Raw genomic sequence first — 23,460 nt, 5'->3', positions numbered from 1 at the left:
ATGGACAAATATAACACTCGTGCGACGATTAGAAATGTAAGCTTTCTAAGCACGTTAATCACAACTACAAAAGATGGCAAAAAGCGTCCTAGTATACGTTTTTGGCGCATTTTTACCATTATTTTAGTCCATCTTTTATTTGTACTTTCATATAGAGTTGATATACAAATTTTAGAAGGTGACATCAGTGCCTCAAGGATATTTGGTTTCCACTTGGCAGATGCTTTTATGAGCCTGCAAGTATTTCTGGCGACGCATGAAATCCATGTAAATTTAATAATTGGCTCACTTAGTATCTTGGCGTTTTATATCATTTTTGGCGGTAGAGGCTTTTGCTCTTGGATCTGTCCTTATTCATTAATAAGCGAAATAGCTGAGAAGATCCATGAAAATTTACGCGCTAAAAAGATAGTAAAACCACGAGTTTTTGACACAAAGTGGCGATATGTTTTTACCATTTTATTTTTAACCCTTAGCTTTGCTAGTGCGAGCCTTACGTTTGAAATTTTTAATGTTGTTGGGATTTTTTCAAGATTTATTATCTATGGCTATTTTCATGCTATTTGGTTCGTTGTGGCCATGCTTATGGTTGAAATTTTCTTCTCACGTAGAGCTTGGTGCAGATATGTCTGTCCTATCGGTGCGACTTACTCGGTGCTAGCTAAACCAAATGCCATAAAAGTTAGCTGGGATAAAGAAAAATGCGATCACTGCTTAGTTTGCACCGATGTTTGTCTAGTGCCTCACGTACTTTTTATGACAAAAAAGGGGGCAAAGCTTGACGAGAGCAAAAATATCTTTAGGATAGCTGGTGCTGATTGCACGCTTTGTGGTAGGTGTATTGATGTGTGTCATCAAGATGCGCTGAAATTTGACAACGGCTTTAAAAAACTAATATAAGGAAAATTTTTGATAGATATAAAAGAAGTAACTAAAATTTTTGGCTCGCAAAGGATACTTGACAATGTTAGCCTAAATGTAAAATCTGGTGAAAAAATAGCAATACTTGGACAAAATGGAGCTGGCAAAAGCTCGCTCATGCGTATCATTTTAGGCGAGTTTGCCCCAAATAGCGGAAGCATCGCAATAAATGGCGTAAATACTCTAAAAGATAGAAAAGGGGCTTTGAAATTTATCTCATTTGTGCCGCAAACCCCACCGCCACTTAAATTTAGTTTGCGCGAGCTTTGTGAATTTGTCTGCAAAAGCTCAAATGTAAAATTTGAAGATATTGAGAAATTTAGCAAGCTTTTAGAGCTTGATCTGCATGCAAATTTAAATAAGCCATTTTATAAGCTCTCTGGCGGCATGAAACAAAAGATGCTAATAGCCATCGCATTTGCTAAGGACAGTGAAATTTTGATGTTTGATGAGCCAACGGCAAATCTTGATGTGAAAGCAAGGTTTTCTTTTAAAAATTTACTTGATAACTTCACGCAAAACAAAACACTTGTTTTCATTTCACACCGTATCGATGAGATAGCAAATTTATTAGATAGATGCGTCTATATGGATCTTGGCAAGATCATCAAAGAAGAAAATTTAAGGAGCAAGAGTGAATAATCTTTTTTTAATAGCAAAGCTTGATGTAAAAGAGTCTTTTCGCTCAAGATGGTTTGTGATATATGCTGCGCTTTTTTCTGCTTTGATGATAGGATTTTTATTTAGTGGCGTGACTGACTCACGTGTGCTCGGCTTTTCTGGGCTTACTAGAGCACTGCTTTTGTTTATTCAAATTTGCGTCATCATTGTGCCTATTTTTATTCTCATTTCAACTGTAAGAAGCATAAATCAAGATAGAGATACAAATTTGCTTGAATACATCCTTAGCTTTCCACTAAGTCTTAGAGAGTATTACTTTGGTAAGGCACTGGGCCGTACATTTGTTGTTTTTGTGCCACTTTTGTTTGCTCTTTTGCTTTGTGTTGTTGTTGGTTTTATAAAAGATGTTGCGATACCTTGGAGTGTATTAACACTTTATTTTGGACTACTTTTTAGCTTAAGTATTATTTTTCTATCGCTTGGATTTTTTATCTCAAGCGTGATTAAAAATCAAGAGACAGGCCAAGGCGTAGCGTTTTTACTTTGGCTTATAATGCTTGCATTTATTGATCTAGCATTAATTGGGCTTCTTATGAGAAGTTCAGTCGATGAGTATGTTATTTACGCTATTGCTATACTAAATCCGATAGAACTTTTCAGGATAGCAGCGCTTAGTCTTTTTGATCCAAATTTAGCAGTTATCGGTACTGCATCTTATTTTATTTTAAGCACCTTTCCAAAGGCGACATTTGTAGCTTACGCGATTATTTATCCGCTCTTACTAGGCATTATTTTGCTAGTTTGTGGCTATTTTGCCTTTAGTAAAAAAGATTTGGTTTGAGATTGTTTTTTGTTAAAGAAAAGTTGGTTTTAAATTTAGACGAAACTTGTATTATTCCACTTGTCCAACAAGAAACCTCCTTTTTGTAATAGCTCCCTTTCCCCCAAAGGGAGCTAACTTCTTCCAAGGAAATTTATGAAAAAATCCATTTTATTTTTAGCATTTGCTCTTTTATCTTTGAATGCGAACTGGGATATAAATGTACAATAGTGTATTAATAAAAGTAACGCTAAAGCTTGCGAGAGCTTTACAAAAAAGCTTTCAAATGAGTGTGAAAATAAAGATAAAATTTCTTGCTTTATCTATGCAGATATGCTAGGACGCGGCCTTGGCATAGAAAAAGATACGCAAAAATCTTTTGAGATATTTAAATCGCTTTGTGATGATGGCAGTAGTGAGGCTTGCTATGAGCTAGCGATAAAGTATCTTCAAGGAAATGGCACTGAGCAAAGCTTTGATCTTTCTGCAAATGCTCTTGATAAAGCTTGCAAGATGGGCAGTAAACGAGCTTGCAATGTATTAGAGCTTGTGCCTAAAAATTAGCTATTTTAATTTTGCACTTGCACTAATTAAAAGAAATTTCTTAAATGTAGCTTTTTTAAAGTTAAATTTACTTTGGTATTACTTGGAATTTCTTTTTTATTAACTAAAAATTTTATTAAAATTTATGCTTAAATAATACTATTTCATCGTCCTAAATGGACCCTCCTTTTTGTAACTGATAAGTCTTTGCTTCCCCCTTTTCTGGCTTTTAGTATACACAAAGAGGAGTTGTTTATTCTTTTAAAAATCAAATCTATTTATTTTTTTCAATTTACATTCTATAAAAATTTTTCTTTTTTAAAATCATAATTGATAATAGTTTTAAATATTATTAAAGTAAATTTTACGTAAGATTGCGAGCTATTATCAAAACCTACTATTAAAAGGCTTTAAAAGAAAGTGAAATTTCTAAACCAAAAAATTTTTTATAAATTGCACACTTATTTATCTCTATTATTTTTCATTCCACTTGCAGTAGTTTGTTTTAGTGGTGCGATCCTCGTTTATAAAGATGAGCTAAACAGCCTTCTTGCTCCAAATGTCGTAAATGTAAATTTAAACAAAGAAAATTTAAGCAAAAGGATCAGCTTTGATGAGCAAAGAGAGATCATCGCTAAAGAGCTAAATGATTATGAGATGGTCGGCATCAACATCGATGCAAACCCTAAAAAATGTGACAAAATTTGGTTGATCGAGCACAATGATAGTCAAAAAGAGTGGAAATTTATCTATTTTGACGCTTTTAGCGGTAAGATAAAGAGCGAGCCACTCGCACATGATGAGGGATTTTTTGGAGTTTTAACCGAGCTTCATGAGTCGCTATTTCTTGGGAAAATTGGTCAAGTTATCCTTACTTTAACCGCTATTTTCACGTTTTTTATCTGCATAAGTGGTTTTGTGATTTATAGAAAATTTTGGCTGACACTACTTAGGCTTCGTGTAAATAGGCTAAATATTTTTATGAGCGACATTCATAAAATGATAGGAATTTTTTCTACGCCTATTTTACTACTCATTTGCATAAGTGGTGTTTGGTGGGAATTCCAAATGGCGCGCATGCCAGAGTTTAAAAATGACTTCGTTATAGATGCAAAAATTTATAACAAAAGCCTATCTCTTGACGAGCTGGTAGCCCGCTCAAAAAATGATCTTGCTGGCTTTGAGCCACACTTCATCTCACTGCCTTTTATGCAAGGAGCAAATATACGCCTTTTTGGCTATGTAAAAGATCAAAATTTTTTACATAACGAATATTCAAGCATACTAACTTACGATAAAAATAACGGCGAATTAGTAAGTATTTTGGACATAAAAAATGCAAATCTAAGTGAAGAAATTCTCTCAGCATTTAGAAAATCGCACTTTGGTAACTACAACCAAATCACAAAATTTATCTGGTTTTTGGTTGGTGTTTCACCGCTTATTTTAAGTATCTCAGGACTTTATTTGTGGATTAAAAGAAATTTTAAAAGGAGAAAAAATGAAAAAATTTTTAATTAGTTTGGTTGCATTAAATTTGATGCAACCTCAAATTTTTGCTAGCCAAAGCGATAAAATTTTAGAGGCAATTGATGTCGTAGAAAGCGAGCGAAGAGACGATGCAAACTATTTTGCAAAAGAGCTTGTAAAGAGCACAACTAGGCTAAATTTAACCTCTCGTTAAACGCCCCAGTCGCTAACTGTGCTAACAGAAGCAAGGCTAAAAGATCAAGGCATCAAGGACTATCAAGTGCTTCTTAGAAATGTCCCTGGCGTCACGCTAAATAAATGGGACGAGCGCGTATATCCGACGGCTCGTGGCTTTAAGATAGATTATTACTTGCTTGATTCGATGCCTAGCTTTGGTGGCTTTAGCCTTGGTGCAAATGATATGAGCTTGCTGCCTTATGAAAGAGTTGAGGTGGTAAAAGGGGCAAATGGCCTACTTGCAGGCGCTGGCAACCCAGCTGCAAGCTTAAATTTCATAAGAAAAAGGGCAGACTCAAAGGAGCTAAAAGGAAATTTTGGTGTAAGTGCTGGCTCATACGATAGATACGGCGTAAATGGCGATGTGCAAACGCCTGTAAATGAGAGTGGAAGCGTCAGAGCGAGGCTTTCATTTATGCATGAGAAGTCGCACTCTTATATGGATTATTACAACCGAAAAAATAGCGCGATTTACGGCGTAGTCGATGGTGACATAGGCGATAACTCATGGCTTAGCCTTGGTGCGTTTTATCAAGAGCTAAGACGCCGTGGCGTTAGGTGGGGCGGTATGCCAGCATTTTACACAGATGGCTCTAGGACAAATTTTAGTAAAAATGAAATTTTCTCTCAGCCTTGGACGAGGTGGGATATAAAAACACTTGATTTTTACGCTGATTTTAAGCACTACTTTGAAAATGAAGCGAGCTTAAATTTAAGCTACTCATTTAGGCGCGCAAATACTGATTCAAATTTACTTTATTACGGCGGAGAAGGTAGCAAAGGAGAAGTAAATTTAGACGGTACTGGCAACATAGGTGGTCTTAGCGCTTATGCAAACAAAAGAGAGGAGAATATCCACAACTTAGATGCATACGCAAATATCCCTTACGAGATAGCAAATTTATCTCATGAGTTTGTCTTTGGCGCAATGTATAACAACTATAAAAAAAGTAGCGATAAGGTAAGTAGCTACTGGCTGCAAAAGACCACGCCAGCTGGGATTGCTTATACGGCAAGAAGTAGGATTGATTTTAAAAACTTACACCTTGATGATCCAAAGCTACCTTACGAAGATCAAAACAATAAAGACAAAACGATACAAAAGGCATTTTACGCGGCAAATAAACTATCAATCACCGATGAGCTTAAATTTTTGCTAGGCGCTAGGGTGAGCTACTACAAATACGAGATCGAGGGTGGCAAAGGCAATAGAAATTTCACAAATGAGATCACACCATATCTTGGTGTCACTTACGACATCGGAGCAAACCACACTCTATATGCTAGCTACACGAGCATATTTAAACCTCAAACCGCAAAAGATGCAAATGACAAATATCTTGATCCGATCCAAGGCAAGGACTATGAAGTGGGCATCAAAGGTGAGTATCTTGACGGGGCGCTTCAAGCAAGTCTTGGCGTCTTTAAGATCGTGCAAGACAAGCTTGGCATAGATACTGGAAGGAAAAATCCAGCGACAAATGCCAAAATATTTGAATCTGGCAAAGGCGTGACAAGCAAGGGCGTCGAGCTAGATCTAAACGGCGAGATCACTAAAAATTTAAGCCTAAGCTTTGGTGCAACGCACTTTAACGCAAAAGATGCTAATGGTGAAAAATATGCCACCGACTCATCAAGAAGCACGGCAAATTTATTTGCAAAGTATGAATTTAGGGACTTTAGAGTAGGGGCTGGAGCTATGTATAAGAGCAAAATTTACACCGGCAAGGGCGCAAGCGAGATCACACAAAAGGGCTACACCTTGGCAAATTTGATGTTTGGATATAAATTTGCTAAAAACTTTGACGTGCAGCTAAATATCGACAATCTCTTTAATAAAAAATACTACGAGGGCATCGGCAGAAACATGATGGTTTATGGCGATCCACGCACATTTAACCTAAGCTTTAACTACAATTTTTAATATAATTAAATCACCAGCCAAATAAGCTGGTGATAAATTTCAACTCCTAAAGTGTATAATTAGAAAAATATATTTTAGGATGAGTGTCATGTTTAAAGTAGAGGTTATTTATAAATTCTGTCTTGTTTTAGTTCTTATTTTAGGGCTTTGTATGCTCGCATTCTCTGGTGTAAATTTTGCGCTTGGCGAATATAATGAGTATCTATTAAATGCCCATAAAATCGCAGGTTTTTTAATATTGCTTGCTGCAACACTTCACGTTATAAATCGTAGAAAGAAGCTAGTAAAACTAATAAATGAAACAATGGATGTACTAACGCGCAGTAAAAATCCAAGCATTTGCAACATGGACCGCATCATCGCCTCGCTCGAGCCATACACGATAGCCCAAATCTCGCAAAAACTAGGCTTTGACGAGGCTATTTTTTGCGAAACTTTACGCAAAAACGGCGTCAAATTTAATAACGCCGACCAAACCCTGCGCCAAATCGCTTCTTTAAACGACGAAAAGATATTTTTCGTGCTGGTTCTCATCATCGAGGCGAAATTCGGCAAGAGATTTTGAGGTGAGCTAAAGTATAAACGTGGCGGAAAACTTAAAGATAAAAAATGGTCGTGTAGAGCTAGCTCAGTCTTTGCCAGCTTGTGCCATGCAGATGAAGCTATCTTTACTCCAGCGCCTAAATGCGCAGTCATAGCAGCTCCGCTTGCCTCCACAAGCCATCTCCTCTTCATCGTTATCTAGCTTAAATTTAGCGCAGTTTTGGGCTATTTCTCGCACTTTATCGTAGTTAAATTTGCCGTATTTAAACTCATTTTTCTCATTGAAATTCTGTATCATCAAAATTCCCGAAGCTCTTTTATATTTAAATTTCTAAACTCACCATTTTTGTCTTTTTGCACGAGTAAAGTTGCCTTGTAATGCCAAAATATAGGCTTTAAAGCGCCATCTAAATTTATCATCTCATCTTTTGCTAGCTCTTTAAAATTCTCATCCAAAACCGCTTCGATAAAAGGGAGCTCTATGAGCTTAGCAACGCTTAGCTTTGACTCTTTTAGTTCAAATTTGCCTCTGATTTTTCCGTCACTTCCGCTAAGCCTAAGCCCTATGCCAGCAAGTGCGCCGATAATGCCATTGGCATTTGGCGTAAGAGCTTTTAAAAATACATTTTGCGCCATAGCTATCTAAAAAGCTTGCTTTGTGGTTAGGAACATATTTTTTGCATTTTTGCCAAAATTTATTAACTCTTTCGTATCGTTTATGTCGTCTTTGAAAACAGCTGCGATACCGGGTTCAGCGCTTTTAGCGCATTTATTTATTAAAAGCTCAAGTGCAATGTTAAGCACCTTTTGTTTTTGTTCTTTTGAAATTTTAGTAACTAAGCACATTGAGCTATTGTGCGAGGTGTAGTTTATGCGAGGATCTAACAAAAGTTGGTGGCGTGTAATAAAAGAGACTTTGGCAAATGAGCTAATTTCTAGGGCTATTTCTTGAGCTAAACTTCCAGTTGAAATTTCTCCGCCAAGCTCGTCTGTATCGTCGATACATAGTAGAAATTCAAAGCACATTTGCACTCTTTCTTTTAAAATTTATCTAATTTATAGACAAAATTATTTTTTTATATTTTTATAATATTAATATCGTTAGAATAGTAATTAGTATTATATAAAATAAAAACTTAATGTAAAAAAGGGGCTTTATGAAGAAGTTGGGTTTGATAGCCTGCTGTGCTGCGATGGCACTGCACGGCGAAGTCTTTACTTTAGGTAAAGTTGAAGTTGTTGGAGAGTTAGGCGGCTTGCAAAAAAGCGATGCAAACGTCGCCGTAATCAATGAAAAGCAGATGCAAAAAGATAACATCAAACGCCTCTCAGAGGTCGCTTACAGCACGCCGGGCGTCTATGTGGATAAAAAAGGCCCGCGCACCGAGCAAAATTTCTACGTTCGCGGCTTTGACGCGCGCAGAACTCCGCTTTTTATCGACGGCATTCCCGTTTACGTGCCTTATGACGGCAACGCCGATTTCGGACGATTTACGGCCTTTGATCTAAGCCGCATAGATATATCAAAAGGCTCAAGCTCGGTGCTTTACGGCCCAAATACCATGGGCGGCGCGATAAATTTAATCACCAAAAAGCCTAGCAAAGAGCTTGAAGGAAGCCTAGGCTACGGCTTTGAGACGGGTAAAAACGCAAAAACCTACGGAAATAACGTAGATTTTAGCATCGGCACGAAACAAGAGCTATTTTACGCACAAGCAGGCGGCAGCTACATGGAGGATGCAGGCCAGCAGATGTCTCGTAAATTTGACCAAAAAATAACGGGCAACGAGGACGACGGCAGGCGCGACAACTCCGTGCAACACGATAAGAAATTTAATATAAAATTCGGCTTTACGCCAAACGAGACCGACGAATACGCCGTAGCGTACGTAAATCAAAAAGGCGAAAAAGAGCAGCCTATGTATACCGGAAGATATACGGCTTTTAGCAATAAATATCGTATATGGGACTGGCCGCAGTGGGATAGAGAAAGTATTTACTTCTTGTCGCATACACAGTTTGCAAACAGTCTTTATATAAATACAAAAGCTTTTGCAGATGAGTTTAAAAATGAGATGTATGACTATAGTTATAAAGAAGATAGCAGGTATAAAGATAAATCGCACGGCTTTGGGCTAGAACTAGGAGGCGATTTGGGAGATAGAGATACGCTTAAATTCGCTACAAGCTATAAACACGATAAGCATTCAGGATATAAGATACATGAAATGGGTAGACTTGGCACTGAACCAACTGTTGCTTTTATAGATAAGACCTATAGCTTTGGACTTGAAAATACATATAAATTTAGTGAATACACTAAATTTATAGTAGGAATTAGCTATGACATTAGAGATGCCGTAAAAGCCGAGGACTATATCCAAAATCGCGGTGGTGGTGGTGGCGGAGGCGGCCGTAACAACCCGGCTAACTATAAGCTTACTTCGTTTGACGTAGGTAAAAAGCACGCCTTTAACTACCAAGCCGCTATCAAGCATAGTTTTGACGGCGAGGACGAGCTAAGCCTAAGCTTTGCAAAAAAGACCTACTTTGCCAGCATGAAAGATAGATATAGCGAGAAATTTAATAAAAATTGGCCAAATCCCTTTTTAAAGCCTGAAGTAGCAAATCACTATGAGCTTAGCTACCAAAGAAATTTTGGAGAGTTTTTAAGAGTTGAAACCGCACTATTTTACTCAAGAGTTAAAGATGCGATAGGCATAACCAAAGAAACTAGACTAAATAGAGTGACAAATAGGCTTGAAACTAGGGATATGAATGTAAATGTTGATAAAGCTTATTATAAAGGTTTTGAACTTGGGTTAAGCTGCTTTGCTATGAATAATTTAGAGCTAGGTGGCAACTATACTTATATGGATGCTAAATACAAAGAAAATGGGAAAAATGCCTTAGCTTATGATTTACCAAAACATAAAGGCTTTTTGTATGCAGATTATAAATTTATGCCAAAACTTAGTCTATATCTCTCTCTCAAGAACTAAGTTCAAGTATGTGGAATAGGGTGCCTACTAAAGTTGGAAACGTGAATGGAAACATAGACCATAAAACCGCGGGCTTTGGCGTAACGAATCTTAAATTTACCTACAAACCGACCGAAGCTCTAAGCTTTGAAGCGGGCGTGTCGAATCTATTTGACAAAAACTACGAGTACAGGGAGGGCTTCCCTGAAGAAGGAAGAATTTTCTTTACAAACGTAAGATATAAATTCTAAATCACTCAAACCAGCTTTTTACAGCTGGTTTGCTAATGAATTTTGATAGAATTCATTAGCAAGCTCTTTTTAAATTTAAAGGCGAAAAATGTTTAAAAAATTTCTGTTGTTTTTCTTTGCGTTTTCAGGCTTTTGCTTTGCGATGACGCCTGAGCAGATCAAAGACTATATCGCACAAAACAGCGAAAATATAGCTCAGCTGCAAGCAGAACCATCTAAAATTTACGCCAGCTCGCCGCCGCTTTTATATATGCTTTACGCGCTTGATCCCGCTAAAATCAGCGGCGTAAATTTCGAGTGGAACGCCTTCGAGCGCCCCTACGTCAAAAAAGAGGTGCAAGATCAGCCCGTCGTGGGAGGCTTTTTTGGTCAGGGCAAGATCCCAAATGTCGAGATACTGCTACGCCTAAACCCCGATCTCATCCTCGTAAACGCAAGCTCTCGCAACGCCAAAAAGATGAGCGAGGTTTTCGGCTCTATCAAAAAGCCGATGCTTTATCTAAGCGCAGTGAGGCTCGAGGATTATCTGGACGGGCTTGAAATTTTAGGCGAAATCACGGGCAAAAAGGAGCGCGCCGCGCGCCTCGTAAATTACGCGAAAGAGTCGTTAAATTTGACCGCGCAAGTAGAGGAATACATTAAGAAAAACAATCTGCAAAAGGTAAAAATTTACTACGCGCAGGGCAGCGACGGGCTAGCCACCGAGTGCGAGGGCTCGTGGCACGCTACGCTCATTGAGCGAGCCGGTGCAGAGAACGTGCATAAGTGTAGCGAAGATACTAACGCCAAGGCTTTCGGGCGCGTAAAAATCAGCTTCGAGCAGCTCGTAAAATACGACCCGGACGTTATTTTGATCTACGAAAAAGAGTTGTTTGATAAAATTTACGGCGATCCGAAGTGGCAGCTGCTAAGCGCGGTGAAAAACAAAAAGGCCTACTACATCCCGCGCGAGCCCTTTTTGTGGTTTGACCGCCCGCCTTCGTTTATGCGGTTTTTGGGGCTAAAGTGGCTCATAAGCTTAACCTATCCCGAGGCGTTTAAATTTGACATGGCTCGCGAGACGCGCGAGTTTTACAAGCTATTTTTAGATCTCGAGCTCACAGACGAGCAAATTTATAAAATTTTAGGACGGGGCGCCGAGTGAGTAAAGAAAGATGAGCAAAAGGGCGTTTGCGTTTTTAGTCCTACTGCTGGCGCTTTGCGTTGCGGGCTCGCTGCTGCTTGGCAAATACGGCTTTAGCGCAGAGGACTACGCGCGCTACGTCACGGCGCTGCTGCGGGGCGAAAGTTTGAAAGATTTCGAGGTCATGCACACGCTCTTGCTTGAAATTCGCCTGCCGCGCATACTCGCCTGCGTGCTCATCGGCGCGAGCCTGGCGATCAGCGGCGCTGCGTATCAGGCGATGTTTGTTAACCCGCTCGTTAGCCCCTCGATACTAGGCGTACTAAGCGGCGCAGGCTTTGGCGCGGCGGTCGGGATGTTTTTTAGGCTCAACGAATACCTAATCCAGCTTAGTACATTCGGCTTCGGTTTTCTTGCCGTGGCAGTGGCGCTGGGCGTCTCGGCGCTGTATTCGCGCAGCGGTAGCGTCATCGTGCTGGTGCTGGGCGGCGTCATCAGCGGCTCGCTTTTTACCTCGCTACTTTCGGTGCTAAAATACGCCGCAGATCCCAATGACGCGCTTCCGGCGATCACTTATTTTTTGATGGGAAGCCTCGGCTTTGCGTCCAAGAGCTTTATCCAAATTTCAGTCCTGCCGATGTGTGCGGGCGTTTTGCTACTAGCGCTTAGCGGCAAATACCTAAACGCGCTAAGCCTTGGCGAGGAGGAGGCAAAGAGCCTAGGCGTAAACGTGGCGCGGGTTAAAATTTTCATCATCCTCGTCGCGACCTTCATTAGCGCGCTTAGCGTGACGATCGCGGGCATCATCCATCGGCTGGATCGGGCTTATCGTGCCGCACATCGCGCGCTTTATCTTCGGTGCCGACAACCGCGCGGTTCTAGCAAGCTCGGCGATGATCGGCGCGATATTTCTGCTCTTTTGCGGCAGCTTCTCGCGGCTCATTTTTACCTTTGAGATCCCTATCGGCATCGTGACCTCGCTATTTGGCATCCCGATGTTTATCATCGTGCTGCGACGCGCCAAGAGGAGCTTTTGATGCGAGAAAATTTGATAGAAGTGCGAAATTTGCGCTTTGCCTACCGTGACAAGCCCGTGCTAAATGGCATCAGCTTTGACGTTGCGACGGGTGATACGCTAAGCATCCTAGGCACCAACGGCAGCGGCAAAAGCACCCTGCTTCGCATAATGCTCGGATTTTTAAAATTTGAAGGCGAGGTGCTAATCGCGGGCAAAAGCGTGCGCGACTACGGCAAGCGCGAGCTCGTCTCCCTCGTCGCCTACGTGCTGCAGACGCACGCGCCCTCATACGACTACAGCGTCTTTGACGTCGCACTGATGGGCGCTTTGTGCAGGATGCCGCTGTTTTCTAGCTTTAGTGCGGCGGATAAAAAGCTAGCCGAGCAGGCGCTAGAAAAAATGGGCATCGCGCATCTAAAAAACGCGCCCTATACGATGGTTAGCGGCGGCGAGCGGCAGCTAGCCTACATCGCACGCACGCTCGTGCAGGGCGCGAAAGTGATCTTTATGGACGAGCCGACCAATGGGCTGGACTTTGGCAATCAAATCAAACTGCTCGAGATTATAAAAGCGCTAGGCGACGAGGGCTACACCTTCGTGCAGACGACGCACTACCCGCGCCATGCGAAGTTCGTTTCAAATTTGACGCTGTTTTTAAAAGACGGCGGAATTTTAGCCTTCGGGCGCAGCGAGCAGCTCATAAATGCCGAAAATATCGATAAAATTTACGGCATAAACTACGAAAAGTACGAGGATAGATTATGATTTTACCTTCAAACTACGACGAGATCGACTTTGACGCGCTTTATAAGGCGCAAAAGGCAAGAAGCTCGTTTGGCAAAAAAATTGCCGCGGACTGGGACAAAAAGGCGCTCAGCTTCAACGAGGGCGTTATGAAAAGCGTCTACGCGTGAGAATTTATAGATAAGTCGATTTTACGGGCGTTTCAACGCTACTTGATTTTGCATGCGGAGCGGGCGCGCTAAGCGTATTGGCAGCGGAAAGGGCGGATCAAATTTACGGCTACGACTTTTCGCCTAAGATGCTAGAGTTTGCCAAGCAAAACGCTCAAATTTACGGCGCGAAAAACGTTAAATTTGCGCAAAAAGCCTTTGAGGACGACTGGTCGGACGTGCCTGTATGCGACGTGGTTTTGGCCTCGCACTGCCTTGAGGTGGACGATCTAAAAACCGCGCTTAATAAGCTTCTTTTAAAGACCAAAAAATCGCTTTACATCACGTTTAAGGTTGGCGGCAGCTTCGTGGACGATGAGATTTTGGATGCGATAGGGCGTAAGGTGGAGCAAAAGCCCGACTTCGTCTATCTTCTAAACATTTTGTTTCAAATGGGCTATTTACCGAGCCTAAGCTACATAAAGGCTAAGTGCCATGCGGGCCCAGAAACAAGCGCGCAGGAGCTCATACAAAAGACGCGCTGGGGGCTTGGTGGCGAGCTAAGCAAAACTGAGGAGGCGCGACTGGCGGAGTATTTTAACAGCGGCAAATACAAACCAAGGCAAGGATTTATGCACTGGGCATTCGTAACTGTCGATAAGGCAAATAGAATTTTATAGTTAAAATTTCTTCTAGAATGGAGCAAATTTTTATGTTAGTTATATGCCTAAGTATGACGAAGTAAAAGATAATTGGCAAGATTTTAGTAAGTTTTAAAAAAGTGATCTTTTGCTTAGTGCTAATGTTTTGAGTAATAAAATAAAGGTCAAGAGGTTTAAGTTGTAGATAGGTTTATGGCGGGCAGAGAGAGATTCGAACTCTCGGTGAGTTGCCCCACACACGCGTTCCAGGCGTGCTCCTTAAACCGCTCGGACATCTACCCAAGAAGAAGTGGAATTATATCTTTATTTGCTTAATGCTTGGCTTTTAGAGCTTTAGCCCCAAGATAACGACATCTTTATACTCGCCATCCATCAGGTAAACGCCAGGCAGTTCGCCCCATTTTTCAAAGCCAAATTTTTAAAATAGCCTAAGAGTTTCTTCATTTTTACTAAATATTAGAGCGATAATTTTTTAAATTTAGCTCTCTAGCTTTATTTAGGCTGTGGGCTAAAAGTTGCTTGCCAATGCCCATGCTAAGAGCCTTTTTGGCTACATAGATGCTTATTTCTGCACTTATTTTGTAAGCTAGTTTAGGATTAAAATCACTAATAAAACATCAGCCTAAAATTTCACTATTTTCTTTATGTACAAAAATTGGGCAAAAGTTGTTGTGAGCTTTAAACCAAGGCTCTCGCTCCTTTGTGCTAACTGGCTGCATATCAGTAGTCGCACTTCTATCTAAAATGTAGTCATTGTAAATTTGCGTGATCGCTTCAAGGTCGTTTAAATTTGCTCGCTCGATCAAGCCTAGCCTTTTTTGGCAGCTTGATAGACTGGCTCAAGCTTTGCTGCGATCTCTTTTAGGTCTTTTATCCTGCTCTCGTTTGATGGGTGAGTGCTTAAAATTTCAGGCACCTTTCCGCCACTCATCTTGCTCATTTTTACCCAGACTTCGACCGCTTCTTTTGGATCGTATCCAGCTCTTGCCATTAGCTCAGTACCGATGTGATCGGCCTCGGTCTCATGCGAGCGAGAAAACGGCAGAGATATGGTGTATTCGCTAGCTAAATTTAGAGCATTAGCTCCAAGATCGCCAAGGCCAGTAGCTGTGGCTATTGCAAAGATACCTATGCTTTTCATCTGATCAGCACTTGCTTGCTCTCTACTGTGCTCCCTAAGAGCGTGTGCGATCTCGTGTCCCATGACCGCAGCTAGCTGTGCATCTGTTAAATTTAGCCTTTTTATGATGCCACTATAAACGACTATCCTGCCACCTGGCATACACCAAGCATTTAGCGTATCCTCGTTAATGACATTTACTTGCCACTTCCATTTTAGAGCATCATCTCTAAAAACACCAGTTTGAGCGATGAGTCTTTTAGCGATATCTTGAACTCTTTTTGTAAGGATTGGATCGACGTTTAGCTCGCCTTTACTTCTAGCAGCTGTTAGCGTCTTGACATAGGCTTGGGCTGAGCTTTGCTCCATAGCTTCTGATGAGACTAGCATAAATTGCTTACGATCAGCACCAACAACGCCTGCTTTTGTAACGCTTGAGCAGCCAGTGAAGAGCAAACTGGACACTAATAAAGTAAGTATAAAATTTTTCATTTTTATCCTTTTTGGACTAAAATTTCGCGTATTATAGCCTGAGTTGGATATGCATTGTTAAATGAGTGGGAAATTTAATTTTTGGAGCTGAAACGGCTTACAAATTTTAAAATTTGTCAGAAATTTTCTAAAATAAAACGCATGCAGTGCGCCAGCACGATTGCATGCCACTCCTAACGTGCGCGGGGTTTAGGGGATTCAAAAAGGGGGATAAGGGGACGGCTTCGTAATTCAAGTCCCCTTGTCTCCCTTTTAAATAAAAAGAAATTTACGAATTTAATAAAGCTATTTTACAAATTTTAAAATTCCATTCACTCGCAAGAATTGACTACTAAAATTTGGCTTCGCTTATAGCTTAGCTCAAATTTTAGAGCCGAAATTACTCGCTCATGAAATTTTAAAATTTACTAGAGTTTATTTGGTATGTAAATTTACGCCTATGCCTTATAGTTTATATTTCTCTCAAACTCTCTCAAACGTTTATTTACAGATCTTAGCTCTGTTATCGTCGTCCAGTTGTCGATAAATACGCTAAAACTCTCTCTAACTTGAGAAAAAGCGTTGCTAGCTTGTATAAGCACACCAAGCGTTATAATGCCGCTAAATAGGCCATTTCCCATGATGACATAAGGCACGATGACAAGAATTTGTGAAAATGAAATAAGCCAAAGGTTAAAGTAGCCGTAGTGCAAAAATAGTTTGTAATAATTTAACTTTACGCCCGTAAAAAGCTCTAACATGACGTTTGGTTGACAAAATTTGGACTTATCGTCCTCGCCGTAAACCAGCTCTTTTCTAAATGCCGCTTCTGCTTTTTGGTTGTTATACTCGATATGTGGGAGTTTAATACCCACAAACCACGAAATAATTAAGCCACCGATGCTAATTATTAAAGCGATATAAACAAGCGAGCCTTCGATATCTTTGATGTAAGGCAAACTCACACTCTTACTTAGCTCCCAAAGCACTGGTATAAAGGCAATTAGCGTCATGATCGCCCTTAAAACCTGCACGCCAAGGCTTTCCATTATTTTGGCAAAGCGGTAGACATCTTCTTGGATACGCTGCGAACTGCCTTCGATGTCACTTTTGCAGTTTTGCCAAAATTTTAGATATCTAAACGTCATCGCCTCTCTCCAGCGAAAGACCCAGTGGCTGGCAAAAAATGAGATCACAGTGTAAGTCACGACGTAAGGCATAGCGATTTTTATAAAGTTAAAAATTTCTCGCCAAAACTCACTTACATCATGATCTTTTGAGTTTTGCACGATGTCGTAGAAATTTTTATACCACTCGTTTATACGGACATTTAGGTGCGTTTGATAGACAAGAAGTAAGATGATAAATATCGCTCCGCCATAAGCCCAGAGTGCCCATTTTTTATCTTTAAAAAATGATGAAAACATAAAGTGCCTTTTGTAAATTTTGGCGAATTATAGCAAGCAATATTAAGCATTTATATAAAATTTAAATGCGAGCTATATCATTTTGCAAATTTTACGTAAAGGAAAATGATGAAGAAATTAGCATTTTTGGCTCTTGGCTTTTTTGCAACACTTGCATTTGCAGCTGATATGAAGGTCTATAAAAGCCCAACTTGTGGATGTTGTACTAGCTGGGGTGAGGCGATGCAAAAGGCTGGATTTAGCGAAGAGGTCATAAAGGTAGATGATATAGCAAAAATTAAGAAAGAATTTAACGTGCCGCTAGAGCTTTCAAGCTGCCATACAGCAATCATCGATGGATATATCATAGAAGGTCACGTTCCAGCTGACGAGGTAAAGCGCCTACTAGAGCTTAAGCCAAAAGACGTAGTTGGTATCGCAGTACCTGGCATGCCGATGGAGAGCCAAGGTATGGAGCAAGGCAGTAAAGCCGAGCAATACGATGTTATTTTATTTAAAAAAGATGGCTCACAAGAAATTTTTGCTACTTACATCGGCACAAAAAAACTAAGATAACTTCAAAATTTTTAAATTTAGCTCATTTTTTAGCGAGCTAAATTTAAAAAGAAATTCCCTTACTTACGGCTATGATACAAAGTAAAAATGTTAGCGGAACGTAGATAAATTTGCCTACAAAATACCAGAAATTACCATAAGATTTATTTGCTCCAGAATTTATCTCGTCTAAAATTTCATCTTTTTTAATAATCCAGAACCAAGAAATAGCTCCGATTACCGCGCCGATTGGAATAATATAGATCGACACAAAGTCCATCCAAGGCCCCCAACTGCTAATAGGCTCCATAAATGCTCCTATGCCAAAGCAAACTGCACAAAGTAGCGTGAGTGTCCAAAATCTACTAAGGAGCGGAAATTTGTGCATTAGTGACTCAGCGACTACTTCAAACATATTTTGAAGTGAAGTGATACCACCAAAGATAACAGCTGTAAATAAAATAATGGCAAAAATTTGTCCACCGATCATATTTTGTAAAATTTTTGGAAGCGTTACAAAAAGCAGCTTTGGACCTTCGGCTGGATCCATAGCATAGGCAAAGACCGCTGGGATCATAACAAGAGCGGCCACAAGAGCTGCGATAGTATCAAAAAAAGCCGTAGTTTTAGCACTTTCAACGATATCTTCATCTTTTGAAAGGTAAGCCCCATAAACTATCATGCCAGATCCTGTGATAGAGAGCGAGAAAAAGGCTTGACCCATCGCAGAAACCCATACCATCGGGTCCGCAAGCTTACTAAAGTCAGGGATAAAAAGGAATTTATATCCATCAAATGCATTTGGTAGCATTGCGACATTTATAGCCAAGATGCTAAACAATACGAAAAACAGTGGCATCATTATTTGATTTGTTTTTTCGATACTTTTTGCCCCAAAAAATAGCGTAAGAAGCGTGCCAACAACGATGATAAAATGATAAGGCAAGACTGAGTAATCTTGAAGTGCAAATGAGTTAAACCAAACGTTCGTATCAACGCTCATAAATGAGCCAGTAAGTGCCTGAGTAAGGGCTTTTAGCACGTAGGCGATGATGACTGCGTAGCCGATGGCTATACAAAGTGAGCCAGCAAGCGGAAGCCAGCCAATAATACTGCCAAATATGCCCAAATTTCTACTTTGCCAAGCATATTTATATGATCCAAGTGTGCCAGTCTTTGCGCGTCTGCCAATCGCATACTCCGCACTTAGACCAACGTATGAAAAAAGAGCTATGAAAAAAACATAGATGAGTAAAAACGCTGCACCACCATTTGTGCCAAGTTTGTAAGGAAAGCCCCAGACATTTGCCATGCCAACTGCTGATCCAACACAGGCTAATATAAATGCCCAGCGCGATGAAAAATTCTTTTTGCTCATTGTAAAATCCATAAATTTAGTGATGAAAACAATGTTATCAAAATATGATTTAAGAAGTTTTTATAAATCTTAAATTTAAGAAATGTTGTTACTTTTGGGCGTGGATAATTTGACCGCTAAATATAAATTCGCTATAATCAAGCAAAAATTTTTAACTCTTAAGGATCATAATTGAACCCCAGTAGCGATAACTCGCTTTTAATGGTAATACTTGCCATTGTATTTATTTTACTAAATGCTTTTTTTGTTTTATCAGAATTTTCTCTTGTTAAAGTTCGTAAGTCTAGACTTGAAGAGCTTATAAAGGAGAAAAAGCCAAATGCTCAGCTTGCTTTTGAGATGTCAAACAAGCTTGATACCTATCTTAGTGCCACTCAGCTTGGCATCACACTAAGCTCACTTGCTCTTGGTTGGATCGGTGAGCCAGCAGTTGCAAGACTTATAGAAGCCCCACTTAAAAATTTCTTCAACTTTAGTGATATCTTAGTTCATACGGTTGGTTTTGCGATCGCATTTACGCTTATTACGCTACTTCACGTTGTAATGGGTGAGCTTGTGCCAAAGTCAGTTGCTATCGCAAAGGCTGAGACTTCAGTACTAAAAATTGCTCGCCCACTTCACTTTTTCTGGGTGCTATTTTCGCCTGTAATTAAGCTTTTTGATATTTTAGCGACCATTGGACTTAAAATTTTAGGCATCCAGCCAGCTAAAGAAAATGAGCTAGCCCACTCTGAAGAAGAGATAAAAATCATCGTTGGTGAGAGCTTAAAGGGCGGTGTGCTTGATAGTTTTGAGACTGAGCTTATCAAAAATGCAGTTGATTTTAGTGACACGGTCGCAAAAGAGATCATGACGCCAAGGCGCGATATGATCTGCATAAATAAACAAAAGAGCTTTGAAGAGAATTTGCAGGTCGTATTTGAGTCAAAATACACTCGCTTTCCTTATATAGACGGCTCAAAAGATATTATTTTGGGCATGATACACATTAGAGATATTTTGCAACTTCACTTTAGCAAAGATAAAGAGAAGAGTTTTGACTCAATTGTTCGTAAATTTGTCATCGTGCCTGAGAGTCTTTCTATTTCAAAAGTGCTTGTAATGATGAATAAAGAGCAAATTTCGGCTGCACTTGTAGTCGATGAGTATGGTGGCACAGCCGGACTTCTTACGATGGAAGATATAATGGAAGAGGTGCTTGGTGATTTTAATGACGAGCACGATGAAGTCGATCAACACTACAAAAAGATAAATGACAATATTTACGAATTTCAAGGCAGATACGATCTAGAGAGCGTTGAAGAGGTTCTTGGTATAAGCTTTGATGAAGAGACAGATCAAGTTACAATCGGTGGATATGTCTTCAATCTAATCGGTCGTTTGCCAGTTGTAGGTGATAAGATCGAGGATGAAAACTGCTACTACGAGGTAAGAAAGATGGATGGAGCTAGTATCTCACGCGTAAAAGTTAGAAAAAAGATAAAAAATGAAGAGGAGAGCATTCAATCTTAAATTTATATATTTATGGCTTAAATAAGCCATGTTATGTAAATTCCTATCAATATTGTGATACTCTAGACTCAATTTTCGCCACCACTTATTTCATTAAATTTGTTTTAGACAAGTCTTCTAGTTGTAGTCAAGCAAATAAACTCATATAAATTTTTCGAGTAGATATAGAGCAGTAAAATTTAATCTTAAATTTTAAATATAGTTAATATAATTAAAAATTGTTTTTTTACGAGGAGTAAAGATGAGAATAATAAATGTAAAAGATATAAGAGAAGTCGTTGCTAAGCTTTGCAAACAGGCCTGTTATGTCGTGACGCCAGATTTAAAAGCTGCTTTTACAAAGGCTCAAAGTAGCGAAAGTTCGTCACTAGGCAAAGACATTTTGGGCAAAATTTTACAAAATGCTAAGCTTGCGGAAGAGGGCGTTGCACCTATCTGCCAAGACACCGGTATGACGGTTGTTTTTGTGCAGATCGGCCAAGATGTGCATATTGAGGGTGGATATATTGAAGATGCGATAAATGAGGGCATTGCGGAAGGCTACACTGAAGGTTATCTAAGAAAGTCAGTCGTGGCTGAGCCACTTTTTGAGAGAAAAAATACCACAAACAACACTCCAGCCGTCATTCACACTAGGATCGTACCAGGAGATAAGCTAAAGATAAAAGTAGCTCCAAAAGGTTTTGGTAGTGAGAATAAATCAGTTTTAAAAATGCTTGTGCCAGCTGATGGTATAGAAGGTGTAAAAAAAGTCTTTTTAGAGGCTGTAAAATACGCTGGACCAAATGCCTGTCCTCCACTAACAATAGGCGTTGGCATAGGCGGTACGATGGATAAGGCAGCACTTTTGGCAAAAGAAGCGGCAGTTCGTTCAGTCGATAGTAAAAATTCTGATCCAAGATATGCCAAATTAGAAGACGAGCTACTAGAGCTTGCTTGTAAAACTGGCGTTGGTCCTCAAGGGCTTGGTGGTGATACTACCGCCGTAAAAGTAAATGTCGAGTGGTATCCAACTCACATAGCAGGTCTTCCTGTTGCTATAAATATCAACTGCCACGCTGCACGCCACGCAGATGCCGAGCTTTAAGGAGAGAAAATGTCAGAAGTAAAAAGAATAAAAGCACCATTTGATAAAGAGGTGGTAAAAAGCCTAAAAGCAGGGGATAATGTCCTAATATCAGGCACTATCATAGCAGCTCGTGACGCTGCACATAAGGCACTTACTGAAACATTGGCACGCGGCGAAAAGCTACCAGTTGAGCTAAAGGGTGAGACTATCTACTATGTCGGACCAACTCCAGCCAAGCCAAATCAAGCTATTGGAGCAGCAGGCCCAACAACAAGCGGCAGAATGGATAAATACACCCCAACTATGATAAATGAAGTTGGTATAAATGGTATGATCGGTAAAGGCTACAGGAGTGACGCAGTAGTCGAGGCTATGAAAAAATCATGCTGTGTTTATATGGTTGCTATCGGCGGCATCGGAGCGCTCATTAGCCAAAGTATCAAAAAATATGAAGTGCTAGCTTATCCAGAGCTAGGACCAGAGGCAGTTGCAAGGCTTACAGTTGAGGACTTTCCAGCGATAGTTGCCATTGACTGCGAGGGCAATAACTTCTACGAAGTTGGCCAAGCACCTTACAAAAAGATATAAATTTATCCCGCTAGCAAGCTAGCTAGCGGACTTTAGTAATATCCAAGACACATCGTTTCAGTTAATTTTATGCGTTTTTCAAATGGAGCAGGTGAGAAAAATTTACATTTTTCAATATAAATTCTATAAGAATAGCTAAGATTAAAATCATCATAAAATTTCTTCAAGTCTATAAATTTGATGCCGCAAATCTCATGAAATTTAAAGAGCTCGTAGATCTTAGAACCATTTTTTGCTACAAGGTGAGATGGAGCAAGTGAGGTAAAAGAGCAAAATACGCCTGTTGGAATAAGTCCATTTAAAGGTGTGCAGGTTTTTATAATGTTTTGAAATTTGACTGGAATACTATTTTTTCTAAGAAAAACTATTCTTGAGTTTTCAAATTTAGCACTTATGACGTTTTTCCAAAAAAGATAAGCATTTGATGAGATGCCGGCATTTTTAGCCAATTCAGCACCGAGCACATAATCATCTAAAAACTCATTTGGTGCGAGTATATTTTGCATCTTCATCCTTTTGAAATTTTGCCCATTATAGCTTTTGGAGACTAAAAATTTAGAAAATTTATAGTAGGATTTTAAAAAATTTCAAAAGGAGAAAATATGAAAAAACAAATCTCAACAAAAAATGCTCCACAAGCGATTGGACCATATTCTCAAGCTATTAGCTCAAATGGATTTTTATTTATCTCAGGTCAGCTTGGTGTTACACCAGCGGGTGAGTTTGCAGGTAGTGGCGTAGAAGCTCAAGCTGAGCAATCACTTGAAAATTTAAAAAATATCTTGACTGAAGCAGGACTTACTTTTGATAATGCTGTAAAGACTACAATATTTCTAGCAGATATGGCGGATTTTGTTAAAGTAAATACTGTGTATGCTAAATTTTTTAAAGAGCCTTATCCTGCTAGAAGTACAGTAGCTGTTAAGACCTTGCCAAAAGACGCACTTGTGGAAATAGAGCTTATCGCGGCTTATTAATAGAGATTGTGTAAAAGTTCATATAATTTAATGTTTAATATGATGGAGAGCAAAAACTCTCCAAATTTATATTTCAAAAACTAAACCCTTAAACCTATAATAAAAATACATAACTTAAAATTTTAAAGTGACAAACAAATTTTTCTAAAATTCCCTAATTATTTCAACTATCTTTAAGTATTGCTCATATATAATTCCAGCTCACGAAACGAGAAACCACCTTTAACTTCATTGGTTAATAAAGCCTTTTCTTTTTATCGTTGTTCTTTTAACTTACAATTGTTAAACTATTAGTCAATCTTTGAAATCTAAACAAGTGATCGATTGAGCCAGTCTATTATTTTATAATTTATAATATATTAGACAAACTAATAAAT

At 39.5% G+C, this 23,460-nt stretch carries 27 protein-coding genes, 1 tRNA gene and 2 pseudogenes; 20 read left to right on the top strand and 10 right to left on the bottom strand.

Going from position 1 to position 23,460, the window contains the following annotated elements:
* From CYP51_RS05410 to CYP51_RS05380, 7 genes and pseudogenes are all read left to right on the top strand, one after another.
* Positions 1-900 (top strand): NapH/MauN family ferredoxin-type protein, encoded by a 900-nt coding sequence (locus tag CYP51_RS05410; protein ID WP_103624673.1) that lies wholly within the window; start codon positions 1-3, stop codon positions 898-900.
* 9 nt (positions 901-909) lie between these two features.
* Positions 910-1,563 (top strand): ABC transporter ATP-binding protein, encoded by a 654-nt coding sequence (locus CYP51_RS05405; RefSeq protein WP_103624672.1) that lies wholly within the window; start codon positions 910-912, stop codon positions 1,561-1,563.
* On the top strand, positions 1,556-2,383 hold the full coding sequence (locus tag CYP51_RS05400; protein ID WP_103624671.1) for an ABC transporter permease: 828 nt from the start codon (positions 1,556-1,558) through the stop codon (positions 2,381-2,383). The genes CYP51_RS05405 and CYP51_RS05400 overlap by 8 nt, the downstream gene beginning before the upstream one ends.
* Positions 2,384-2,596: 213 nt before the next feature.
* Complete coding sequence (locus CYP51_RS10035) at positions 2,597-2,926, top strand: tetratricopeptide repeat protein (RefSeq protein WP_346209652.1); 330 nt, start codon at positions 2,597-2,599, stop codon at positions 2,924-2,926.
* Positions 2,927-3,325: 399 nt separating this feature from the next.
* Positions 3,326-4,426 carry a PepSY-associated TM helix domain-containing protein gene (locus tag CYP51_RS05390; RefSeq protein ID WP_103624670.1) on the top strand — a complete coding sequence of 367 codons (1,101 nt, stop codon included), beginning with the start codon at positions 3,326-3,328 and terminating at the stop codon, positions 4,424-4,426.
* Positions 4,407-6,536 (top strand): annotated as a pseudogene (locus tag CYP51_RS05385) (TonB-dependent siderophore receptor). The gene CYP51_RS05390 and the pseudogene CYP51_RS05385 overlap by 20 nt, the downstream one beginning before the upstream one ends.
* Positions 6,537-6,624: 88 nt before the next feature.
* Positions 6,625-7,101, top strand: a complete 477-nt coding sequence (locus CYP51_RS05380) for a chemotaxis protein (RefSeq protein ID WP_103624669.1) — start codon at positions 6,625-6,627, stop codon at positions 7,099-7,101.
* A 63-nt stretch (positions 7,102-7,164) separates the two neighbouring features.
* On the opposite strand, the gene CYP51_RS05375 is transcribed toward CYP51_RS05380, so the two are convergent.
* From CYP51_RS05375 to CYP51_RS05365, 3 genes are read right to left on the bottom strand one after another with little or no spacing between them, the layout of a single operon-like run.
* A complete protein-coding gene (locus CYP51_RS05375) occupies positions 7,165-7,377 on the bottom strand; it encodes a molybdopterin biosynthesis protein MoeB (RefSeq protein WP_103624668.1) in 213 nt (70 codons plus the stop codon).
* The gene (locus CYP51_RS05370; RefSeq protein ID WP_103624667.1) at positions 7,377-7,715 is read right to left on the bottom strand and encodes a hypothetical protein; all 339 of its coding nucleotides are present in this window, start codon (positions 7,713-7,715) and stop codon (positions 7,377-7,379) included. Before CYP51_RS05370 ends, CYP51_RS05375 begins: the two co-directional genes overlap by 1 nt.
* 6 nt (positions 7,716-7,721) lie before the next feature.
* Positions 7,722-8,105: a hypothetical protein gene (locus CYP51_RS05365; RefSeq protein ID WP_103624666.1), complete on the bottom strand. Its 384-nt coding sequence runs from the start codon at positions 8,103-8,105 to the stop codon at positions 7,722-7,724.
* A 131-nt stretch (positions 8,106-8,236) separates the two neighbouring features.
* On the opposite strand from CYP51_RS05365, the gene CYP51_RS05360 reads away from it, so the two are divergent.
* The 8 genes and pseudogenes from CYP51_RS05360 (at position 8,237) to CYP51_RS05340 (ending at position 14,025) form a co-directional block, all read left to right on the top strand.
* Positions 8,237-10,081, top strand: coding sequence for a TonB-dependent receptor plug domain-containing protein (locus tag CYP51_RS05360; protein ID WP_258032798.1), 1,845 nt, complete (start codon positions 8,237-8,239; stop codon positions 10,079-10,081).
* 41 nt (positions 10,082-10,122) lie between these two features.
* Complete coding sequence (locus CYP51_RS10030; protein ID WP_258032797.1) at positions 10,123-10,311, top strand: TonB-dependent receptor; 189 nt, start codon at positions 10,123-10,125, stop codon at positions 10,309-10,311.
* Positions 10,312-10,399: 88 nt separating this feature from the next.
* Positions 10,400-11,455, top strand: a complete 1,056-nt coding sequence (locus CYP51_RS05355) for an ABC transporter substrate-binding protein (RefSeq protein WP_103624665.1) — start codon at positions 10,400-10,402, stop codon at positions 11,453-11,455.
* A gap of 10 nt (positions 11,456-11,465) precedes the next feature.
* Positions 11,466-12,182 (top strand): annotated as a pseudogene (locus CYP51_RS05350) (FecCD family ABC transporter permease); the annotation flags it as partial.
* An 82-nt stretch (positions 12,183-12,264) separates the two neighbouring features.
* Complete coding sequence (locus CYP51_RS10025) at positions 12,265-12,471, top strand: iron ABC transporter permease (RefSeq protein ID WP_258031073.1); 207 nt, start codon at positions 12,265-12,267, stop codon at positions 12,469-12,471.
* Positions 12,471-13,217, top strand: coding sequence for an ABC transporter ATP-binding protein (locus tag CYP51_RS05345; protein ID WP_103624664.1), 747 nt, complete (start codon positions 12,471-12,473; stop codon positions 13,215-13,217). The genes CYP51_RS10025 and CYP51_RS05345 overlap by 1 nt, the downstream gene beginning before the upstream one ends.
* On the top strand, positions 13,214-13,366 hold the full coding sequence (locus CYP51_RS10020) for a hypothetical protein (protein WP_223155546.1): 153 nt from the start codon (positions 13,214-13,216) through the stop codon (positions 13,364-13,366). Before CYP51_RS05345 ends, CYP51_RS10020 begins: the two co-directional genes overlap by 4 nt.
* Positions 13,367-13,443: 77 nt before the next feature.
* Positions 13,444-14,025: a methyltransferase domain-containing protein gene (locus CYP51_RS05340; protein ID WP_223155545.1), complete on the top strand. Its 582-nt coding sequence runs from the start codon at positions 13,444-13,446 to the stop codon at positions 14,023-14,025.
* Between the two features lie 175 nt (positions 14,026-14,200).
* Here CYP51_RS05340 and CYP51_RS05335 read toward each other — a convergent pair.
* The 5 genes from CYP51_RS05335 to CYP51_RS05320 form a co-directional block, all read right to left on the bottom strand.
* Positions 14,201-14,288, bottom strand: a tRNA-Ser gene (locus CYP51_RS05335).
* 168 nt (positions 14,289-14,456) lie between these two features.
* Complete coding sequence (locus CYP51_RS10180; RefSeq protein WP_346209650.1) at positions 14,457-14,540, bottom strand: hypothetical protein; 84 nt, start codon at positions 14,538-14,540, stop codon at positions 14,457-14,459.
* A gap of 84 nt (positions 14,541-14,624) precedes the next feature.
* Positions 14,625-14,813: a GNAT family N-acetyltransferase gene (locus tag CYP51_RS10015; protein WP_258032796.1), complete on the bottom strand. Its 189-nt coding sequence runs from the start codon at positions 14,811-14,813 to the stop codon at positions 14,625-14,627.
* Between the two features lie 2 nt (positions 14,814-14,815).
* Entirely contained in the window at positions 14,816-15,619 is an 804-nt protein-coding gene (locus CYP51_RS05325) for a M48 family metallopeptidase (RefSeq protein WP_103624663.1), read from the bottom strand.
* A gap of 437 nt (positions 15,620-16,056) precedes the next feature.
* A complete protein-coding gene (locus CYP51_RS05320) occupies positions 16,057-17,025 on the bottom strand; it encodes a putative transporter (protein WP_103624662.1) in 969 nt (322 codons plus the stop codon).
* 108 nt (positions 17,026-17,133) lie between these two features.
* Between CYP51_RS05320 and CYP51_RS05315 the strand changes: the two genes are divergently transcribed.
* The gene (locus CYP51_RS05315; protein WP_103624661.1) at positions 17,134-17,580 is read left to right on the top strand and encodes a DUF411 domain-containing protein; all 447 of its coding nucleotides are present in this window, start codon (positions 17,134-17,136) and stop codon (positions 17,578-17,580) included.
* A gap of 43 nt (positions 17,581-17,623) precedes the next feature.
* Here the strand turns inward: CYP51_RS05315 and CYP51_RS05310 are convergent, their stop codons facing one another.
* Positions 17,624-18,937: a sodium-dependent transporter gene (locus CYP51_RS05310; protein WP_103624660.1), complete on the bottom strand. Its 1,314-nt coding sequence runs from the start codon at positions 18,935-18,937 to the stop codon at positions 17,624-17,626.
* 201 nt (positions 18,938-19,138) lie between these two features.
* On the opposite strand from CYP51_RS05310, the gene CYP51_RS05305 reads away from it, so the two are divergent.
* From CYP51_RS05305 to CYP51_RS05295, 3 genes are all read left to right on the top strand, one after another.
* Positions 19,139-20,449 (top strand): hemolysin family protein, encoded by a 1,311-nt coding sequence (locus CYP51_RS05305; RefSeq protein ID WP_223155547.1) that lies wholly within the window; start codon positions 19,139-19,141, stop codon positions 20,447-20,449.
* Between the two features lie 241 nt (positions 20,450-20,690).
* Positions 20,691-21,536 (top strand): fumarate hydratase, encoded by an 846-nt coding sequence (locus CYP51_RS05300; RefSeq protein ID WP_084041560.1) that lies wholly within the window; start codon positions 20,691-20,693, stop codon positions 21,534-21,536.
* Positions 21,537-21,545: 9 nt separating this feature from the next.
* Complete coding sequence (locus CYP51_RS05295) at positions 21,546-22,106, top strand: Fe-S-containing hydro-lyase (protein ID WP_021091960.1); 561 nt, start codon at positions 21,546-21,548, stop codon at positions 22,104-22,106.
* 32 nt (positions 22,107-22,138) lie between these two features.
* Here the strand turns inward: CYP51_RS05295 and CYP51_RS05290 are convergent, their stop codons facing one another.
* Positions 22,139-22,612 carry a cysteine permease gene (locus CYP51_RS05290; RefSeq protein WP_084109800.1) on the bottom strand — a complete coding sequence of 158 codons (474 nt, stop codon included), beginning with the start codon at positions 22,610-22,612 and terminating at the stop codon, positions 22,139-22,141.
* A gap of 96 nt (positions 22,613-22,708) precedes the next feature.
* Here CYP51_RS05290 and CYP51_RS05285 point away from each other — a divergent pair, with 96 nt between their 5' ends.
* Positions 22,709-23,083 carry a RidA family protein gene (locus CYP51_RS05285; protein ID WP_103624658.1) on the top strand — a complete coding sequence of 125 codons (375 nt, stop codon included), beginning with the start codon at positions 22,709-22,711 and terminating at the stop codon, positions 23,081-23,083.
* The last annotated feature ends 377 nt before the right edge of the window (positions 23,084-23,460 follow it).

Origin of the sequence: Campylobacter concisus (genome assembly GCF_002912895.1) — a bacterium.
In the GTDB taxonomy this organism is placed as follows: Bacteria; Campylobacterota; Campylobacteria; order Campylobacterales; family Campylobacteraceae; genus Campylobacter_A; species Campylobacter_A concisus_G.
Note: the sequence above shows the minus strand (reverse complement) of the source record. Positions and strands in the feature narration are given on the sequence as shown.

Excerpts from the sequence above, each read along its gene's own strand:
- CYP51_RS05410 (WP_103624673.1), top strand. The coding sequence starts at position 1 with ATGGACAAATATAACACTCGTGCGACGATTAGAAATGTAAGCTTTCTA.
- CYP51_RS05380 (WP_103624669.1), top strand. The coding sequence starts at position 6,625 with ATGTTTAAAGTAGAGGTTATTTATAAATTCTGTCTTGTTTTAGTTCTT.
- CYP51_RS05375 (WP_103624668.1), bottom strand. The coding sequence starts at position 7,377 with ATGATACAGAATTTCAATGAGAAAAATGAGTTTAAATACGGCAAATTT.
- CYP51_RS05370 (WP_103624667.1), bottom strand. The coding sequence starts at position 7,715 with ATGGCGCAAAATGTATTTTTAAAAGCTCTTACGCCAAATGCCAATGGC.
- CYP51_RS05365 (WP_103624666.1), bottom strand. The coding sequence starts at position 8,105 with ATGTGCTTTGAATTTCTACTATGTATCGACGATACAGACGAGCTTGGC.
- CYP51_RS05360 (WP_258032798.1), top strand. The coding sequence starts at position 8,237 with ATGAAGAAGTTGGGTTTGATAGCCTGCTGTGCTGCGATGGCACTGCAC.
- CYP51_RS05355 (WP_103624665.1), top strand. The coding sequence starts at position 10,400 with ATGTTTAAAAAATTTCTGTTGTTTTTCTTTGCGTTTTCAGGCTTTTGC.
- CYP51_RS05345 (WP_103624664.1), top strand. The coding sequence starts at position 12,471 with ATGCGAGAAAATTTGATAGAAGTGCGAAATTTGCGCTTTGCCTACCGT.
- CYP51_RS10020 (WP_223155546.1), top strand. The coding sequence starts at position 13,214 with ATGATTTTACCTTCAAACTACGACGAGATCGACTTTGACGCGCTTTAT.
- CYP51_RS10180 (WP_346209650.1), bottom strand. The coding sequence starts at position 14,540 with ATGGGCATTGGCAAGCAACTTTTAGCCCACAGCCTAAATAAAGCTAGA.
- CYP51_RS05325 (WP_103624663.1), bottom strand. The coding sequence starts at position 15,619 with ATGAAAAATTTTATACTTACTTTATTAGTGTCCAGTTTGCTCTTCACT.
- CYP51_RS05320 (WP_103624662.1), bottom strand. The coding sequence starts at position 17,025 with ATGTTTTCATCATTTTTTAAAGATAAAAAATGGGCACTCTGGGCTTAT.
- CYP51_RS05315 (WP_103624661.1), top strand. The coding sequence starts at position 17,134 with ATGAAGAAATTAGCATTTTTGGCTCTTGGCTTTTTTGCAACACTTGCA.
- CYP51_RS05310 (WP_103624660.1), bottom strand. The coding sequence starts at position 18,937 with ATGAGCAAAAAGAATTTTTCATCGCGCTGGGCATTTATATTAGCCTGT.
- CYP51_RS05305 (WP_223155547.1), top strand. The coding sequence starts at position 19,139 with ATGGTAATACTTGCCATTGTATTTATTTTACTAAATGCTTTTTTTGTT.
- CYP51_RS05300 (WP_084041560.1), top strand. The coding sequence starts at position 20,691 with ATGAGAATAATAAATGTAAAAGATATAAGAGAAGTCGTTGCTAAGCTT.
- CYP51_RS05295 (WP_021091960.1), top strand. The coding sequence starts at position 21,546 with ATGTCAGAAGTAAAAAGAATAAAAGCACCATTTGATAAAGAGGTGGTA.
- CYP51_RS05290 (WP_084109800.1), bottom strand. The coding sequence starts at position 22,612 with ATGCAAAATATACTCGCACCAAATGAGTTTTTAGATGATTATGTGCTC.
- CYP51_RS05285 (WP_103624658.1), top strand. The coding sequence starts at position 22,709 with ATGAAAAAACAAATCTCAACAAAAAATGCTCCACAAGCGATTGGACCA.